10 protein-coding genes and 1 pseudogene are annotated in these 18,082 nt (G+C 69.0%); 8 read left to right on the plus strand and 3 right to left on the minus strand.

The window, feature by feature from the left end:
* Positions 1 to 2: 2 nt before the first annotated feature.
* Genes BUB75_RS13665 through BUB75_RS13675 form a run of 3 tightly spaced genes read left to right on the plus strand, consistent with a single transcriptional unit; the run spans position 3 to position 5,853 of the window.
* On the plus strand, positions 3 to 1,469 hold the full coding sequence (locus BUB75_RS13665; protein WP_073256745.1) for a hypothetical protein: 1,467 nt from the start codon (positions 3 to 5) through the stop codon (positions 1,467 to 1,469).
* A complete protein-coding gene (locus BUB75_RS13670; protein WP_084740998.1) occupies positions 1,466 to 3,382 on the plus strand; it encodes a type IV secretory system conjugative DNA transfer family protein in 1,917 nt (638 codons plus the stop codon). The genes BUB75_RS13665 and BUB75_RS13670 overlap by 4 nt, the downstream gene beginning before the upstream one ends.
* A complete protein-coding gene (locus tag BUB75_RS13675; protein ID WP_073256749.1) occupies positions 3,382 to 5,853 on the plus strand; it encodes a toprim domain-containing protein in 2,472 nt (823 codons plus the stop codon). Before BUB75_RS13670 ends, BUB75_RS13675 begins: the two co-directional genes overlap by 1 nt.
* Before the next feature lie 155 nt (positions 5,854 to 6,008).
* Here BUB75_RS13675 and BUB75_RS45095 read toward each other — a convergent pair.
* Positions 6,009 to 6,460: pseudogene (locus BUB75_RS45095) on the minus strand (IS1380 family transposase); the annotation flags it as partial.
* Positions 6,461 to 6,816: 356 nt separating this feature from the next.
* On the opposite strand from BUB75_RS45095, the gene BUB75_RS13685 reads away from it, so the two are divergent.
* Positions 6,817 to 8,361: a tannase/feruloyl esterase family alpha/beta hydrolase gene (locus tag BUB75_RS13685; protein ID WP_178379857.1), complete on the plus strand. Its 1,545-nt coding sequence runs from the start codon at positions 6,817 to 6,819 to the stop codon at positions 8,359 to 8,361.
* Positions 8,362 to 8,626: 265 nt separating this feature from the next.
* Here BUB75_RS13685 and BUB75_RS13690 read toward each other — a convergent pair whose 3' ends face one another.
* Positions 8,627 to 9,292 (minus strand): TetR/AcrR family transcriptional regulator, encoded by a 666-nt coding sequence (locus BUB75_RS13690; RefSeq protein WP_073256755.1) that lies wholly within the window; start codon positions 9,290 to 9,292, stop codon positions 8,627 to 8,629.
* 157 nt (positions 9,293 to 9,449) lie between these two features.
* Here BUB75_RS13690 and BUB75_RS13695 point away from each other — a divergent pair, with 157 nt between their 5' ends.
* The 4 genes from BUB75_RS13695 (at position 9,450) to BUB75_RS13710 (ending at position 15,338) form a co-directional block, all read left to right on the plus strand.
* Complete coding sequence (locus BUB75_RS13695) at positions 9,450 to 10,874, plus strand: amidase (RefSeq protein ID WP_073256757.1); 1,425 nt, start codon at positions 9,450 to 9,452, stop codon at positions 10,872 to 10,874.
* Between the two features lie 85 nt (positions 10,875 to 10,959).
* Entirely contained in the window at positions 10,960 to 12,255 is a 1,296-nt protein-coding gene (locus BUB75_RS13700; RefSeq protein ID WP_073256759.1) for an MFS transporter, read from the plus strand.
* A 125-nt stretch (positions 12,256 to 12,380) separates the two neighbouring features.
* Complete coding sequence (locus tag BUB75_RS13705) at positions 12,381 to 13,685, plus strand: L-serine ammonia-lyase (protein ID WP_073257241.1); 1,305 nt, start codon at positions 12,381 to 12,383, stop codon at positions 13,683 to 13,685.
* 282 nt (positions 13,686 to 13,967) lie between these two features.
* Positions 13,968 to 15,338, plus strand: coding sequence for an alpha/beta hydrolase (locus BUB75_RS13710; protein WP_073256761.1), 1,371 nt, complete (start codon positions 13,968 to 13,970; stop codon positions 15,336 to 15,338).
* Positions 15,339 to 16,278: 940 nt separating this feature from the next.
* Here BUB75_RS13710 and BUB75_RS13715 read toward each other — a convergent pair.
* Entirely contained in the window at positions 16,279 to 17,865 is a 1,587-nt protein-coding gene (locus BUB75_RS13715) for an ankyrin repeat domain-containing protein (protein ID WP_143175181.1), read from the minus strand.
* Positions 17,866 to 18,082 lie beyond the last annotated feature (217 nt).

Here is an 18,082-nt window from a genome sequence, read left to right on the forward strand (position 1 = left end):
CGTTGGCAACGCTCAAGAACCGCGCGTCGACCGCTCCCGTGAGGGGTTGGCGCGGCCCGGGCGCGGGGCGCGCCAGTACCGTCCCACCGACCATCGAGTACCAGGGCACGACGGTGCAAGTCTGCGGCCTGTTTCCGTTCGTTGCCGGATCAGGTGCGCCGATTCATGGCGTGCCGATCGGTCGACACCTCGTGTTCGGCGAACCCGTCGGCCTCGATCCGATGAGCTGGTTGGACGCCGGCCTGGTGACGAATCCCGGCATGTTCGTTCTCGGGCAGCCCGGTGTCGGCAAGAGCGCACTCGTGAAGCGGTTGGTCACCGGAAACGTCGCGTTCGGGCGGACCGCGCTGATCCTCGGTGACCTCAAGCCCGACTACGCACCGCTCGTCCGACACCTTGGCGGACAGGTCATTCCGGTGGCGCGAGGCAAGGCCCGAATCAATCCGCTGGACAGCGGTCCGCTTGCAGCCGTGCTTAGTCGGCTGAGCGGCGCGCGACTCGACCGCCTCCGGCTGGAGACTCGCAGTCGGCGCCTCGCTCTACTGCTCGCCCTGTGCGCTCTCGTCCGCCGGAGACCCGTGAGTAACGGCGAGGAAATTCTGCTCGGACGGGTCGTCGACCTGCTAGCCGAACGCCTCGATCGTGATCCCACAATTCCGGACGTCGTGGCCGTGCTGGCCCACGAGCCGGACGAGCTGCGGTCCGCGGCGAGGCTCGCCGCTGAAGGCGACTACCGAACCTCGGCAGCAGATCTCGTTCCGACCCTCGCACTGCTCTGCGACGGCGTATTGAAAGGGGTCTTCGACGGTCCGACAAGCACACCGATCGATCTTGCCGCACCCGCGGTGTCCGTCGACATCTCGGGCGCATCCGCGTCCGGAGACCAATTGATCGCCGCCGCGATGCTGTCGGTCTGGAGCTACGGATTCGCGGCCATCAACGCAGCCACCCTACTGGCCGAGGAAGGTCTCGCGCCTCGCCGTCAGTGGCTGGCCATCATGGATGAGCTCTGGAGGGCGCTGCGCGGTGCGCCGGGGCTGGTCGACCATGCCGACTCATTGACTCGCCTCAACCGCCAGCTCGGCGTCGGCTCCGTGATGATCACTCACAGCCTCGACGACCTCGATGCGTTGCCGACGGAGGAGCGCGCTAAGGCGCGCGGCTTCGTCGAGCGCGCCGCGATCAAGGTTCTCGGCGCACTTCCTCGACGTGAGCTCGACCGAGTTGGCCAGGTGATCCGGCTGACCGCACCCGAGCGCAGCTTGGTCGCGTCCTGGGCGGCTCCTGAACTGATGCGCGCGGGATCCGTTCATCCGGGCCGAGGCAAGTATCTGATCAAGACCGGTGACGGTCCGGGCATCCCGGTCTCCATGGCATTGGTGGATGAGGAACCGCATCTCTATGACACGGACGCCGCGGTCCGGCGCCCGGGCAGGCCGGCGTTACCCAGCTCGACGGTGCGGTCATGACGTTCGCTCCCCGTCCCGTCGTACCCCGTGGAACTGGCGCATTGGTGCCCCTCACGCCATTTCTGCTGGTCGGCGCGATATGGGGTGCCACCGCTGTGTGCTGGCTGGCGTGGGCTGCAGGCTGGATAGTCGCCACGGTGACGGGTCGCGCACATGGCCCGGCTTTCGGCGGTCCATTCGCAGGGGCGGTAGTGAACGGCGAGTGGAGCCTCGCCTACCCGGGGATTCCTCTCGCGGCGGTGGCCGGGGTCTTCGGTGCCTTGCTGATCTCGGTGACGGCCCCGGTCGTCATCTGCATCGCCTGGTGGAGCGGGCGACTCGGCCGAGCCGACGACGCCCTGCCCTCACTCGCGCGCCTCCACGACGTGGTGGGGCTTACGCCAGCGGCCGTTACCGCACGGGCGCGCCAACTGCGGCCCATGCTCTCCCGGCTCCCGCCGGAAGACATCGCTCCTGATGCAACCGGCCTGGCGCTCGGCAGCCTCCGGCGGTCACGGCTGCTCCTCGGGCCCGCGGACGGACCGGTCCTGCGAGCGTCCTGGGAGGACGGCGTCCTCGCGCTCATGGGCCCTCGTTCGGGGAAGACGACGTCGTTGGCCGTGCCGATGTTGCTCGGGGCTCCGGGCGCCGCACTCGCTACCTCCAACCGCGCCGATCTGTGGGCCACCACCCACGCTGCACGCACCGATCACGGCCGAGTCTGGGTTTTCGATCCGCAGGGCATCACACGCGGTGAACAGCGATGGTGGTGGGATCCACTCACCGCGCTCACCACGGTGGAAGATGCGGCGCGGCTGGCCGCGCATTTCGTACAACCGATCCGCGGCAGCCGAACCAGCGACTTTTGGCTCGCCGCGGCGGAAGATCTGCTGACCTCCTTATTCCTCGCTGCGGCTCGCGGTGGGTCGCTGCACGACGTCCAAATGTGGCTCGCCGACCCGAGCGACGAGGAGCCGGCGTCCTTGCTCCTACGCCAGGGATGGGCGCAGGCCGGACGCGCGCTCCGCGGTCGCCAGCAGGGCGCGATCGAGACCCGGGACGGCATCTGGGAGACGGCGCGCACCGCCGCACGATGCCTGCAAGATCCCGCGATCATGGCCTGGGTGACGCCTCAGAAATCGTCACCGCTTGCCCAGTTCCACCCGGCGGAGTTTCCGTTCAGCACCGACACGCTGTACCTGCTCAGCAAGGACGGCGCCGGATCCTGCGCGCCGATGGTCGCCGGACTGACCGACCAGGTGCTGCGCTGGGGAGTCCGGGCGGCCGAGGACTACGGCGGCCGGCTCGACCCGCCGCTCGTCGCGGTCCTCGACGAGGCCGCGAACATCTGCCCGATCGCGGACCTCCCGCAGCTCTACTCCCACTACGGAGGCCGCGGGCTGAGCTTGATCACGATCTTGCAGAACTATGCCCAGGGCAGCGGCGTCTGGGGCGATCGCGGTATGGCCACGCTGTGGGCTGCGGGCACGATCAAGTTGATCGGCGCCGGCATCGACGATCCGCGCTTCGCCACGGATGTCTCGACGCTCGTCGGCGAGCACGACGTCGCGACGTTGTCGCTGTCGCGGGATCCGCACGGCACGATGTCACGGCAATTGTCTACCCGGCGGCAGCGCGTACTCGGCCCCGAACATGTCCGCCGCCTTACCCGAGGAACGGCATTGTTGCTCGCGGTCGGATGTCGGCCTGCGCTCGTCCGACTCCTCCCCTGGTATGAAGGCCCGCGCGCAGCGGACCTGACCGCCGCCACCGCTGCGTCAGTCCGCGCCATTGCCGGCTTCCGGGCACATGGCATCCGCTCCGCGGAGCCCGTCGCGCTCTGGCCGGAGAACACAGTCGACAGGGCCGAGCCAGCCGCCGTTGTGCCGGCGTTGCTCCGCCGATTTCGGCGATCAGGAAACCCACAGGCGTAATGCCGACGACCACAAACGGGGATGACGGAGCTCGACTGATCGCCGCCCACGAGGCTGCGGCAGCGTTCTACGCAGACTGCCTGCAGAGACTCCGCGCGCAGCAGGCACGCGACTACCTGGCGTCGCGGGGCATTTCAGCTGACGCCATGCGCTCCGAGCGATGGCGCATCGGGTACGCCCCCAACAACTGGACCGCGCTGACAACACACCTGCGAGGCCAGGGCTTCCGCGACAACGAACTCATCGATGCCGGCCTTGCCCGGCGAGCGCGCACCGGCGGAGTCATCGATGTCTTCCGCGCCCGCGTGATGTTCCCCGTCCGCAGCCTCAGTGGGGGCACGGTCGGGTTTCTCGGGCGCAACGTCGGATCGCAACTCCCCGACTCGACGCCGAAGTGGCTGAACACCGGAGCGACACGGATATACGACAAGAGCGCGTTGCTGTTCGGCTTGGCCGAACAGGGCAGGGTGCGATCACACCCCGACGCCGTAGTGCTGGTGGAAGGACCGGCTGATGTAATCGCGATGGCCCAGCTATCCGCCGACGCGATCGGCCAATGGGTTGCCGTCGCTCCGTGCGGCACCGCGTTGACCGCTGCCCAGGTCGCCGCGTTGGGCACCGCTGTCGGGAAAGACACCCCACTAATCATGGCGTTCGACGGTGACGATGCCGGACGACGCGCGGCGGCACGAGCTTACGGCCTGCTGCGAAGCTGGACCGGACCGGTCGACGCGATTCGTCTCCCGTCCGGCGAGGACCCTGCATCGTTGATCTCCGCTTGCGGCCCACCCCGTGCCAGCGAGTTACTCGCCGCGGCGCGCAGGCCGCTCCTCGAGCAGCTGCTTGACGAACGACTCGATCAGTTCCGCTTGGACGAGATCGAGGGACGAACCATGGCGCTGTACGCGGCGGCAGCGCTCCTCCGGAACGTCGTCGATACGGTGCCGCGCGAGCGGGAGCGCCTCTCTCGGCCCATCATCGACATCGCGGGGCGCCTCGGCTTCGATCCGGTGCTGGTCGTCGAGACGGTCTTCCCACCGGACAGACGCGCACCCCCGACCGACCCAGTAGGTAACGCCGCCGCTAACAAGTCCGCTAACCCTCACGACCAGCCGGAGCCACCAGACCACGCGTCGGGTTGCTCAGAAGCCGGCTGCGACTGCAGCATCTGGAACTGGCACGCCCGCCATGCGCAGCGGCCGGACGCCGTCCGGGCCGACGGGGTGCTTTATCGGATCGGCCACCGGGGATGGGAGACCCCAGACGTCGCCCGCGGCCACCATGGCGACCACTTCACGATCCGATTCGTCAACGGCAGAACCGTCGCCACCGTGGACCTGCACTCGATCGGCGCTGTACCCGAGCCATGGCGGTTCTGGTTATCCGACAATGCGCGGCTCACCCGGACGGCGGCCAGCCGGGCACGGCTCCACCACGGGCAGAGCCCCGGAGCAGCGGGCTTCCCCGACCCCACGCTGGTCGCGCACGACTACGCGCACCGGTCCCCCGCGACAGGTCCCTCGGTCAGCCGGGTGGAGCACGACGCAGTTACCGGCCACACCGCGTGGGTGATGGCTACCGCGACCAGCGACAGCCCGACGGCGCGGCGAGCCGCCAGGCTCGTTGCCAAGGTTGGTGTCCACGCCGCTCTCCTGGTCGGCGCCGAGCGCGCACTCGAACTCGCACGGCAGGCGCTGACCGCCGGTCGACTCGATGGCAGCGACGCGGCGCTCACCATCGTCACCGATTTCGACGAGTTCCCACCCGTGTCCGGAGAAGGGCGCTTCACTATCTCCTCCTGCGGCGACAACCGGGTGTACGGAACAATCCGCGGTCAGCCAACCGCGCTCATCACCCCGCCGACCGATGCGGGAGGTCAGCTTTACCTCGCCTCCCCCCGCGACAGCCTTGACGCGATCGCCGCGCGGTTCCTCGGCGATCCTTACCGAAGCGGGGAGCTCGTACCCGAGAGCGTGGGTGGGCAACGCATCTTCCGCCTGCCCGCCGGCGCCCGCGATCACGGCGTCCGTCCAGGAGCTCGTGGCATGCCGCCGTTGCCGCGTCGCGGTGGCGTGCGACCAGCCGCAGGCCTCCGCACCAGTCCGGGGCAGTCCACCCAGCTGACCGACGCTCCCGACCTCCTCCTCGTTCTGAATCGCGAGTTGGCAGTCTGGCCGGAGGCCCAAAAGCTCCTCGAGCGGGGCGCCGGAAGCGCCGGCTCGCTCGCACACGAGCTCATTGTGTCCGTCGGCGGTCCGCCAGCGGCGAACTACTTGAACGCGACGAACACCGCCAGCTGGCCGCAAGAGACAGCAGCCTTTGTCATCCGGCCAAGCAAGCCGCACGCGCCCACCGCAGAAGCACGCATCGCCCGCCTGGCCGAGCCCATGCTCGGCACCCCGCCCACCAGACCGCAAAGGTCCCGCGATCCCCGCGGGGCGGTGCCCCAGCACCGGCCACATCGCCGTTAACCCCAGTTGAACCTTCCGATCGTCACTATCGTTTCGGTCAGTTTCGCGTCGGCCAAAACACCGAAATTGGCCGGAAGGACGGAACCGCACCGTTGTTCCGCCTCCTCCCCATGGAGAACCTCCCGTGTGACGAGTGGGACTTCGGCCGCGCCGACCGCCCGGATGGCGTCCCGGACCGGTTCGGGTGCCCCGCGTCACCGATGGAGAACCGGATGTCCACGTGCGGCTCGCGCAGGGCGCGGATCTGGCGAGGAACCCGTGGCTGGACCCTTCGAGTCTGATCGCAGCGGGATCGGGGTGCCGCGCCGGTGGTGGTCGGGGATCTGCGCGAGGGCCTGATCCAGGACGGTGGAGATCACCGCGGGTCTGCGCGTGCTGGGCCCCAGGTGATCTCGCGGGCCGCGGCCCGCGACGCATGCAGGGCGCCCAGCAGCCGAGCGTCCAATCGGGACAGCAACCGACAGGCAGTCGGGACCGAGGCCACCGGTCCGAACAGCCCGGACTGGTCGCGCAGCACGGTCAGATCGCTGATCGTTTCGCCGCCGTCGGCGAGCATCACCGCCAGATCCACCGCGATCCGGCCCGGGTCGTGGCCACCCTGCCGTTGCTACAACCGTGATCTGGGAGAGCACGCTGGCGAGCGTGCTGTCCGGGTGCGGTGGCTGAGCATCCGGCCGTTCGCGGTCTCGGTGGGCCGCGTCCACCAACCTGGTGACCGGGACCGCGTCGTCGCTGTACGCGGTGCTCGCCACCATGGTGCTGGCAGTCGTAACGACGCTGTCCGCGATCGACCGACTGCGGTCGAACAGCGTCCATGGGGAGACCGGCCAGCGCGCCTTTCTGACGTCTCGGTTACCCTCACATCCGGGATTATCGGTACTTTTTCCTCAGGACCTCTTTAGGCTGCTGGTGACTGTGAGCGCCATTGGCGACGCTTACGGCAGCATCAGAGGAGTCGACAGGATGGGAACTTCGAGAACACTGTTCGTCGCCGGCGCCGCGGCCGGATGCCTACTGATGGCGAGCGGAGCCGTCGCCCAGGCCAGCACCCCCCAGGCCCGACCCTCCGCTGGGCGCGTCAGCTGCGACGTCGCCGCTCTGCAACGGCTGGTGTCCAGCAGCGCCACGATCGTGACCGCCCGGAGACTGGTCACCCCCGCCACGCACACCCCCTACTGCCGGGTCGACGGGACGGTGGCGACGTCGGGGCCGACCGGGCCCAACACCGTCAACTTCCAGGTGTCGTTACCGGACACCTTCACCAATCGGTACCTGTTCATCGGCGTCGGCAGCGCCGCCGGCGTCGTCCCCGACCCCGACGAGCAGCAGTTGAAGGAGGGTTGGGCGCAGGCCGGCACCGACGCTCGGGGGCCTGGTTCGCTGGCTGACTTCACGTTCGCGGTCAACCGCACGAAGGCGCTGGACTGGTCCAGCCGCGGCGTCCACCTCACCACCGGGGTGACGCAGGCCATCACGCGGGCCTACTACGGCCAGCCCAGGAAGCTCTACCGCTACCTCAGCGGCTGCTCCGGCGGCGGCCGGATGGGGCGGGTCGAGGCGGCCCAGTTCCCGACCGATTACGACGGGATCCTGGCCGGCGCACCGGGCGCGAACAACCTCAACATCCTCAAGTTCGGTCAGATCGTCGACCACCTGCTGCGCAAGCCCGAGTCCTGGGTATCGCCCGCCCAGCTCCAACAACTGGAGACCGCGGTGGTCAAGACCTACGACGCGGCTGACGGCGCGACCGACGGGCTCGTCCGCGACCCGAGCGTCATCGACACCGGCAACTTCGGAGAGTTAGGAATCTTCAATCCGGCTCAGCTCACCACAATTCGGCTGATTACCAGCGATCTGACGGTGGGTCAACGAATCTACAAGGGTTATTCGGCGTCGAATCCGACCGGCTGGGCCGCGTTCCTCACCGGCACCACCCCGCCGGCCACCTGGGCGTCCGCTCCGCCGGCAGCGTTCATTCTGTTCGACACGAACACCCGTGCCATGTTCGGCCTGAACTACGACTTCCGCACCCAGATGAACTTCGACAACCCAGCCGACCTTCAGCGGTGGGTCTCCACGTTCGTCGAGGTCTTCCCCGGCCAGGAACCCACTCCGGACGACTTCGACGCGTTCCAGGCGCGCGGCGGCAAGATGGTGATCTGGCACGGAGTCAGCGACAACGGCATCTCGCTGGCCGACAACCTCCGGCAGTACCAGCAGCTCGCCCAGCACGAGGGTGGCTACGCAGCGGCACAGAAGTCAACCCGCTTCTTCACCGTCCCGGGGCTCCTGCACTGCGCCGGCGGGCCTGGCCCGCAGGACACGCCGACCGAGGGCCTCGCCGCGCTGGCGAACTGGGTGGAGCACGGCCAGGCTCCGGGGAACATCGTCGTCCATTCCGCCGCCAACCAGCCGGCGGCGAGCTTCCGTCTCTGTCCCGTCCCGAGCAAGCCGGTCTTCAAGGGTGGGAACCCCCTCGACGCGACCGCCTGGGGGTGCCGCGGCTGAGTCGCTCCGCCCCCGGTCGCGGTCGTGCGACCGGGGGCGCCGGCGTCAGTGCCGGACGCGTCCCGGCGCGTTCTCGTGCGGTTGGACGGCCAGCAGTACGCCGTCGGTCACCGTGATCCGTGCGGTCGCGCCCACGAGGACGTTGGAGACCCCGCGACTGGTGCCCGCCGGCAGGGCCTCCTCACGCAGCCAGACTCAGCCTGCCGCATGCCGACCAGCCACATGCGACTGGCCCGGCCACCGACTTCGCGCCAGAACCGTTCTTTTAGCCCCCGTCCGGGAGCCGTTCCAGGCGCGGTAGCCTGCCGACCGTCTCGTACAGCGAGCCTAGGTCGTCAACTCCGCCCCGGCTCAGCCAGTAGTCGACCAATGCCGAGTTCGCGGACTCCAGCATCGCCGCCATGACGTGCACCTGCACGTCGTTGTCCGGATCGGTCCCAAGGGAACGCGCCAGCAGCGCGGTCAGCGCTGCCTGTATGCCGCTGCGCCGTTCGCCATGTGCGCGGTGCATGACCTCGGGGGCCGTCTCGGCCGCTCTGCCCCACATGGCGTACGCGGCGAGGCTCTCGCCTTCCCGATCGGCCAGCCGGGGCCAGGTCGCCCAGATCGCGGGCACCGGGTCGTCGGTGGGGGCGAGTTCGGCGAATGCCTGGAGGATGACCCGGTTCTTCCGGCGCTGGAAGTCGAGGAGCAGATCCTCCTTCGCGGGAAAGTGCCTGGTGACGGTGCGGATTGAGCATCCGGAGGCGGCGGCGATCTCCTCCACGGTCACCTGAGAGTACGTACGTTCGGCGAACAGCCGCCACGCGGTCGACTCGATCTTCGCCGCGATGCGCTGACGCCGCCGTACCCAACCGTCGCTGAGTTGTTTCGCTTCGTCGTCGCCGCCGGGGGCGATCCGGTCGACCGATGGGTCCTTTTCCGCTTGCACGGCTCTCAGCCTGCCACGGCGCCGGCGATACCTGAACGGCCGGGTTGACAACTTTGACCTGCTCGGTCAAAGTTCTCCAATGATTTGACCGATCCGGTCATTCTATTTCCACCTGGTGGTGGCGAAGCCGCTTCCGTGTGCAAGGAGAAGTAGCTCCATGACCGAAGAACTGACTTGGTTGGACGCCTGGTCGATCCGAGAACTGATCGTGCGCGGTGAGATCTCCGCGACCACCGTCGTGGACCACTTCCTCGGCAGGATCGAGGAGTTCAACCCGACGCTGCGCGCTTTCGCGCATTTGGACCCCACCAGCGCTCGTAAGCAGGCGCGCCTCGCCGACGAGGCGCAGCGGCAGGGCGACACACTCGGACCTCTGCACGGCATCCCGATCGCCGTGAAGGAGAACCTGAGCGTCGCCGGCGTTGCGTTCAGCTTCCCTCGGCGCGGAATGTCCGGGGTGTCCGCCTACGACGCCATCGCCGTCGAGCGCCTGCGTGCGGCCGGTGCCGTCATCGTCGGGACCAACACCATGATGGGGACCAGCGCGGCCCGGCCGTCCGAGGCGCAGCCAGAGGCGCCCATGGTCGGCATGTTCAACTGGGCGGCGGAGGCACGTAACCCGTGGGACACCGCGCGTGTGCCCGGCTGGTCGAGTGCGGGCGGAGCCGCCGCGACGGCGGCCGGGCTGCTGCCCGTCACGATCGGCAGCGACGGCGGTGGCTCGACCCGCCTGCCGGCCGCGTTCTCCGGCGTCGTCGGCGTTCATCCGACCCAGGGCCTGATCCCGCACGTCGACTACACGCGGGCGGCGCTGCGGCTCACCGCGACGAACGGGCCGCTGACCCGCAGTGTGCGCGATGCCGCTTTGGTCACCCAGGTGCTGGCCGGGCCGGACGGGCGCGACTACATCTGTATCCAGCAGCAGCCTGCGGACTACCTCGCTGCCCTCGAGGACGGCATCGACGGCATGCGGCTGGCGTGGACCGACGACTACGGATTCGCGGCCGAACACGCGACCGAGGAGAGCCCGCGAGTCATCGCTCTGGCCCGGGAGGTGGCGTTCGGGCTGCACCGTGCCGGTGCTGTCGTCGAGGAGACCAGCATGGTCTGGGAGTCCGCCCGGCGCGGCGGCGGACCCGGCGTCGGCGAGCCGGCCGTCTACGAGATCGACGTCAGTGCGAACACCCACCCGCTGCCGGCCACTGATCCTGAGCTCTACCGCGCGGCGTTGGAATGGCGTGCGCGCAACTGGGAGGGCTTCCAGTCGCTGTTCGCCGACTATGACCTGCTGCTCTCGGTGACCAGCCAGCACATCGCCCCGACGTGGGAGGAATGGCAGGACAGCTGGACCACCGCGAAGCACGCCGCGGTCCCCGGTGGCTACGCGGAGATCTACACCGCACACACCGTGCTGTTCAACCTGCTCGGCTTCCCGGCGGTGACCGTGCCGTGCGGTTTCGTCGACGGCATGCCCGTCGGCCTGCAGATCGTCGGCCCGCCCAGCTCCGAGGACCGGATCTTCCGGCTCGCCTCGGCCGTCCAGCAGGCATACCCCCGCAGCGAACGTCCGTCGCTGAGCTGACCTTTCGGCCGCGCCCCCGCCGGCAGTGTTCTTCCACATCCTTGCGGCCGCCGCTCCGGCCGGCTACCGAAAGGCAGTCACCTCAGTGCCATCCCGTGAATCCCCGCCCGCGAAGCGCCAGCTTCTGGCCGCCTGCGTCGGTTCGATCGTCGAATCCTTCGACTGGCTCATCTACGCCGTGCTCGCACCGTATTTCGCCGGCGCGATGTTCCCCGGTGACGACCCGGTCGCCCAGCTACTCGCCTCCTACCTGGTCTTCGCCGTCGGGTTCCTGGTCCGGCCGGTGGGCGCGGTCGTCATGGGCCGGCTCACCGACCGGCGTGGCCGCCGCTACTCGCTGGTGGTCTCGGTCGCGCTCATCTCGGTCAGCTCGCTGATCATCGCCCTGACCCCGGACGCGGGCGCCATCGGCATCTTCGCGGCGGTAATCGTCGTCATCGCCAGGCTCGTCCAGGGCCTGGCGATGAGCGGCGAACAGACCGCGGCGGGAACGTACGTCGTGGAAACCGCACCACCGGACCGTCGTTTCCTCTACGGAGCGTTGCTCAGCAGCGCCAACTACGTCGGGCAGCTCCTCGCGCTGGCCACCCTGGCGGTGCTCCTCGGAGTCCTCGGATCCGAAGGCCTGGAGTCAGGAGCGTGGCGCATCGGGTTCGCCGTGTGTGCGGTGCTGGGCCTGGTCGCCTTGTGGATCAGGAGGGCCGCACCGGAGAGCGACACCTACCTCGAGCAGGTGGCAGAGCAACGGCAGGCGGCGCAACTCCCGCTGCTGCGCGCCCACTGGCGTCAAGCGGTGGCGGTGTTCCTGCTGATCGTTCCGGCCACAATGGGCCTGTACTTCGTGACGGCGTACCTGCCGGTCTTCCTCGACGACGCCGGTGTCGCCGACAAGGCGGACATCTCCCGTTACCTGCCCCTGTTGATGATCTATCTGATCGCCGTCATCGCGCTGGCCGGCCGCCTCGCGGACCGCTTCGGCGGCCTGCGCGTCCTGCGCGCCGGGCTCGTGGTGCTGGTCGTCACGACCGCGCCGGTCATCCTGGCCCTGCAGTCCGGGGCGCTGCCGGTCATCCCCGGCTCGCTGCTCTACCTGACCGTCCTCGGGGTGATCACCGCACCGATCGGCATCATCACGCCGCAACTGTTCCCGCCACAGATCCGCGCGGTGGGAGCCGGACTGCCAAGCATGATCGGCGTCGCGCTGTTCGGAGGCACCTTCGCGCTGGTCGCGACCGCATTGTCCGCCGCCGGACACGCTGGTCTCCTGCCCTGGTACGTCACTCTGGGATCGGTCCTCGGGCTCACCGGTGGGCTGCTCGTCCGGCAGGGCGACTTGTACGACGCGCGGCACTCCGCCCAACCCGACGCCGTCCCCGCCTGAGCGTCGGGACAACCCCACCGGAACCGCTGGGACCGCACCACCATCCGCCGTCCGAGCCGCGAATCGCTCAACGGCGGTGAGACGGACCCTGCCCAGCGCGGCGACCACCCCCGGGAGTATTGCTGATGACCGTCTCGATCCTCGATCTGTTCTCGATCGGCATCGGTCCGTCCAGCTCGCACACGGTCGGCCCCATGCGCGCCGCCCGGATGTTCACGCGACACCTCGCAGGCTCGGCCACGGCCATCCGGGCCGAGCTGTTCGGATCGTTGGGCGCGACAGGTCCGGGCCATGGCACGCCGAAGGCGGTCATGCTGGGCCTGGCCGGTGAGAAGCCGGAGACGGTCGATGTCACGGCCGAACCGGCCATGGACGGCCGGGTCACACTGCCCGGCGGGCAGCAGGCGAAGGTCGATCTGGTGCTCCATCGCCGCCGGTCACTGCCGGGCCATCCCAACGGCATGACCTTTTCCGCGTACGACCACAGCGGGGCGGAACTGGCCAGCAGAACCTACTACTCCATCGGTGGAGGATTTGTCATCGAGGAGACCGGCGGCACAGGACGTACGAATGACACGTATGACATCGGCAGCGGCGCCGAAATGCTGGCAGCCACCCGGACCACCGGTTTGTCGGTCTCGGGCCTGACCTTGGCGCAGGAGGCCATGAAGCGGCCGGAGGCCGAGGTCCGCGCCGAACTGCTGCGGATCTGGGAGGTCATGCGCGACTGCATCGACGCAGGGCTTCAGGCCGAGGGTGTGCTGCCCGGTGGGCTGCGGGTACGGCGTCGTGCAGCCGCGGCGGCACGGCAACTGCGTGCCGCCGGCGATCCGGCCGGGCACACGATGGAATGGCTGACCGTCTTCGCGATGGCAGTCAATGAACAGAACGCCGCCGGTGGCCGGATCGTCACGGCCCCGACCAACGGCGCGGCGGGAATCCTCCCCGCCGTGCTGAGGTACTACCTGGAGTTCATTCCCGGCGCCAACGACGCCGATGTCGTCCGGTTCCTGCTCGCCGCCGGAGCGATCGGTCTGCTCATCAAACAGCACGCGTCGATAGCGGGGGCCGACGTGGGGTGTCAGGGAGAGGTCGGCTCCGCCTGCGCGATGGCCGCGGCCGGCCTCGCCGAAGTCCTCGGCGGCACACCCGAGCAGGTGGAGAACGCCGCCGAGATCGGCATGGAACACAACCTGGGCCTGACCTGCGATCCCGTCGGCGGTCTGGTCCAGATCCCATGCATCGAACGCAACGGGATAGCCGCCGTGAAAGCCGTCACCGCCGCGAAGCTGGCATTACGTGGTGACGGCCTCCACCACGTCTCCCTCGACAAGGTCATCAAAACGATGAAGGAGACCGGCGCCGACATGAAGAGCAAGTACAAGGAGACTGCCCGGGGCGGACTCGCCGTCAACGTCATCGAATGCTGATCAGACCACAGGGACCGGCGCGGCCGGTTCCGCATCGGTGGGCCTGAACCACTCGGAACCGACATCCTCGGCCGCAGCATCTGCGAAGGACCCTGGCTCCCGGTCACGGCATCCGCTCACCCATGTCCAGCAACTGGAGGAACTATGAGTACGAGGCGACGAGCCCAGAGGGGCGCCCGGCTGTCCGCGGTCACAGCGCTCACGCTGTTGATACTGATCCCAGCCGCAGCCGGGACGGCTGGGGCGGCCCCGAGGGCATCCGGGCCGGCGGGCGATGCGGATGTGTGCACGGTCGCGGCGCCAGACGCTGTTCCGGGCACTCCTGCGTGGACGGAGCGGGAGCTCACGAACCTGCAGTGCTCTTCGCAGGGGTCGAAGGACTACAACGCGAGCCCGGCCTACCAGAAGGCGTTCGCCGACCTCCAGGCTGCCTGGTCCGGCGACGAAGGCCGTGCCGTGATCTCAGGTCTGGTCGTCGGAGACCCGCTGCGCTACCCGCCGGTCTACTGGGACGACAAGCGTGGGCAGTACGAGCACGTCTGGATCGACATCCCGAACCGCGGGAGGATCTCAGCCGAGATCTTCGCGCCGCTCGCGGACCCGTCGAAGCGGCTCAAGGCCGATCGTCCGCCCTACCCGGCCGTGCTGATCGAGCACGGCGGCCGCGGGCTTAAGGAACCGCACTGGCAGGACGCCGAGGTGCTGGCCGAGGCCGGCTACGTCGTGCTCAGCATTGATGTTCCGGGCGGCGCGGGCGGCTCCATCAGCCCCACGGTAGCGCCGGCCGAGCCGATGGCGCTGCACGCGGCGCGGCATGCCCTCGACTATCTGCTCTCCGCCCCTGGGAAACCCACCGCGACGGGGCAGGTGAACCCGTGGCACGCCCTTGTGGACGAGCGCAAGGTCGCCACCCTAGGACAGTCGCTGGGGGCCATCACCACCAGCTACCTCGCCCAGGTCGATCCCCGGGTGGACACCGCCGTCGCCTATGACAGCTGCGAATACCGACTCGATGCCCTCGGCAACACAGGGCCGGACCCGACGAGCAACACCAATACCGGCGGCGGGTGCCGGACCAGCCCGAGGCCGCTGCTCCCGGAGCAGCTCAGGACCCCACGGCTGGCCATCCAGGCCGACTACTACAACTCCAACGACGTCCCCCGCACGCAGGCGCCGGACCCGCACCACAAGGACGAATACCACCGAGCCCTCGTCGCGAAGGACATCGAGAGCATGCACGTCAGCCTGCGGGCCGGTCAGCACAACGAGACGGCCTTCGCCCGGCCCGGCAACACGAACCAGACGCGCTACGGCCTCGCCGCCCACCACTACTACACGATCGCCTGGCTGGACTACCAGCTCAAGGGCGACCGGCCGCGCCAGAAGGTCGACGCCTGCCGCCGCTTGACGGCTGAGGTCTTCGACAAATCTGCCGACGTGTACGAGATCGGCTCTGGGAGCTTCGACCCTGCCCGCGCGGAGAAGGCGGGCGATGTGCTGGCGGGGAACGTGCCGTGGACGGTCGGCGGGCTGCCGGTCGACGACCGGCTGTCGTTCTACTTCGCCTCGGGCTACCACCTGGGCAACGGCACCGTGCGGAACGACGACATGCGCAATGACGACGGCGCGGCCAACTGCGCGAAGCTTCTCTAGCCGAGGGAAACGAGCAGTCGGTGACGGCGGCGGTCCCCGAGCCCGGGACCGACCGATCCGGGTGAGTTCGCCTGGCCGATCCAGGGAGACCGGACCGTCACGTGGTCGGAGGTCACCAACCAGGGCCTCGATGGCGCGTCGACGCCGGCGTCGGCCCCGAACGGGGCAGTCGTGGTCGCCGGCCTCAGCCACCTCGCGGACACTGATGCGTCGGTCGGTGAACTGGCCACGCTGCCGCTCGTCCGCCAAGGGCCCGTAGGGCGCTTACGCTGGGCGAGTATTCGGGGTCGCCGTGGCGTCGGGTTGCGATGCTGGTGCTCAAGGGCGCGGAGCCGATGGACGTCAGCATTCGCGCAAGTGTTCGCGACGCGCGAGCGACCGCCAGGAGCCGCCGCCGTAGTCGTCGACGTGCTGGTCGCCGGTTCGGTGCGATCGCCGGAGCCGGTGGCAGGCGCAGCGCGCACGGAGAGAGAAGCCGCTGACTGACTGATAGCTTCGCCCGGCCGTACGCGATGGCCGCTATTGCCACCGACGACAACACCACCGGTCCCTGGCACGGCATGCCGACCATCACCGGATGGATCACGCGCCCGGAAGAACCCGATCCGCCGCCCCCGGCCGACGGTAGACGGCAAACGGTTCGCCCCGCACGTCGCAGCGGCCGCGGATTGCTCTGCCGGTCCTGCCCCCCGGCGCCGAGCGCGGGGCGCTCCGACGCACTGCAGCCCAGAGTGGCGCGGGATGACAATGAACCCTCATCACGGCCGAACGATTGCCAGTAGTCCTGATCGGCGGCGCGTGACCGTTGTCAGCCCGCCTGGGACGTGACCATTGCAGTGCACTACCAGGGCGGCGTCGGAATCGCAGGATGCCCCGACGGCTTGAGCGGCTCAGTCGACCTGCGAGGTGATGCGGGCAGCCGTGGCCTGAGGCGCCGACATCAAAGGGCGTCCGCGCCGCCGCCTTGAGTCCGGCCAGGGAGGACCGAGTCCAGCGCGCCGTCGTAGTACGGCAATTCCCGGTCGACGACGCCCCGAGAATCGATCCCCGGCTCCACGCCCGCATCGGCGAGTGCGCGCACGACCGGCACGGATGCGTGGTCCCGGATCGCTTTCGTCAGCGGCGTCAGCCCATCCAGGCTGTATCCGTCAAGCGCCAGACCAGGTTCGGCGAGACGGCGTATCAGGATCGCGTCGTCGAGGCTGGCTGCGTGGAAAAGGAGGCCGCAGCCGAAGCGATCGCGGCAGTCGGCGAGCTCAACGCCGTCATCAAGTAGGCGGGCAAGGTTACGCGCGTCGCCGTGGCGGGCCAACGCCAGGGCATGGGCGCGAAGCAACCTGAGCCGCCGAGGCAACCGGCCGCGTGAGTCGCGCCAGGACCGGATGACGTCCGAACAGCCGGCGCTGGGCGCGCCCAGGACCACGAGCATGCGTTCGCGCGCGACCTCCGCCGGATCGTGGCTGGCTCGCGATGCCAGCTTCCCGTCCCGCCAGCCCAGCTCGTGCCACGTACCGAGGCACCGCACATAGCCCGGTTCGACGTCGACCGTAGGTGACGCCATGTCCGCGGATTCGGGCGCGTCGGGAAACAGCGCTGCGCGCACCAGCGGATGTAGCTCGGGGAGGGTGAGCTGGCCCGTCCGGAGCAGCTCCAGGTCCGGCGAGGGTTGCCACCACGCGCAGGGAATGACCCCGTCAGCCTCGTCGCCCAGCGTGAGCGTGTACTCGCCATCGGACGCCCGCGTCAAAACTGGGCGAGGTGGAAAACTGTGGTCCATGCCTTCGAGGAACGCTCGGGGCCATCGTGGTGCCCGGGGGTGGTCCAAGGCGTGCCGGAGCGCGCTGATCCGCCCAACTCCGGTCAGGTGATTCGTGCCCCAGATGCGGATCCGCGCATGGGGGTCGACGTTGACGGTGATGCCCGCGGAAGCCCACCCCTCCCGCGAGTAATCGGCTGCGGCGTCTCGGATCGTCCATTCAGTCCACCCCACCGGGTCGGTGAGTCGATCCGGCGGCTCGCCCCCTGGTAACTCGCCCGTTTCCAGCCGCCGACCGTCGCGGGTGTGGAACGGCAGTCGTTCACCGCCGCTAATCCACTCGAGCAGCTCCGGCGCAGCCTCGGCGTCCCACAGATGACGCGCGTGGTCCCACCAGGTGAGGTTGTACTGAGGCAGGTGGTCAGCTGGTCGTCGATCGGTACCGAAGTGCAAGCTCAACCGTTGTGCACCATCGACGTATGGGGGCGTGCGGAGAAATAGCATCGGCGCGTTGGCATCTGTCCCGGGATAGCGGACGAGCACCAGCGTGTGGGCCGCCACCATCTCGCCCGTGGCCTCGGTAACGCGCGGTGCGTGCCATCGCGCCAGATCCGGCGCAAAACAACGGAGGTAGGCCTCAACCTCGGCGGCCAGCGCCGATCCGTGGGTCCGCCGAATCGCCGCTAGGTCAAGGTGGACGTCGACCCGCGCGGCCGCGCAGGCGCCGCGCCAGTCACCCGACTGGCGATGCGTGGTGGCCTCGGCGACCATCCAGGCCGGCACACCGTAGCGGCGGCACGCGCGCCACCGGGAAGCCTCCAACCGGGCCATGACTCGTGGCCCGTCGTCATCCGGACATCCTCATGAGGTAGGGCGGGCGGCCCGTTTCGTCGACCGCGTGGGACCTGCACGACGGAGGTCGCCTGACTGGTGGCGGCCGCACCCATCCGCCACGGAATCCGGAACATCCGCATGCTGCCGCTGCACC

It is taken from the genome of Cryptosporangium aurantiacum (assembly GCF_900143005.1).
Lineage (GTDB): Bacteria > Actinomycetota > Actinomycetes > Mycobacteriales > Cryptosporangiaceae > Cryptosporangium > Cryptosporangium aurantiacum.

Coding starts and splice junctions, on each gene's coding strand:
- BUB75_RS13685 (WP_178379857.1), top strand. CDS start 6,817: ATGGGAACTTCGAGAACACTGTTCGTCGCCGGCGCCGCGGCCGGATGC.
- BUB75_RS13675 (WP_073256749.1), top strand. CDS start 3,382: ATGCCGACGACCACAAACGGGGATGACGGAGCTCGACTGATCGCCGCC.
- BUB75_RS13695 (WP_073256757.1), top strand. CDS start 9,450: ATGACCGAAGAACTGACTTGGTTGGACGCCTGGTCGATCCGAGAACTG.
- BUB75_RS13670 (WP_084740998.1), top strand. CDS start 1,466: ATGACGTTCGCTCCCCGTCCCGTCGTACCCCGTGGAACTGGCGCATTG.
- BUB75_RS13715 (WP_143175181.1), bottom strand. CDS start 17,865: ATGGTCGCCGAGGCCACCACGCATCGCCAGTCGGGTGACTGGCGCGGC.
- BUB75_RS13705 (WP_073257241.1), top strand. CDS start 12,381: ATGACCGTCTCGATCCTCGATCTGTTCTCGATCGGCATCGGTCCGTCC.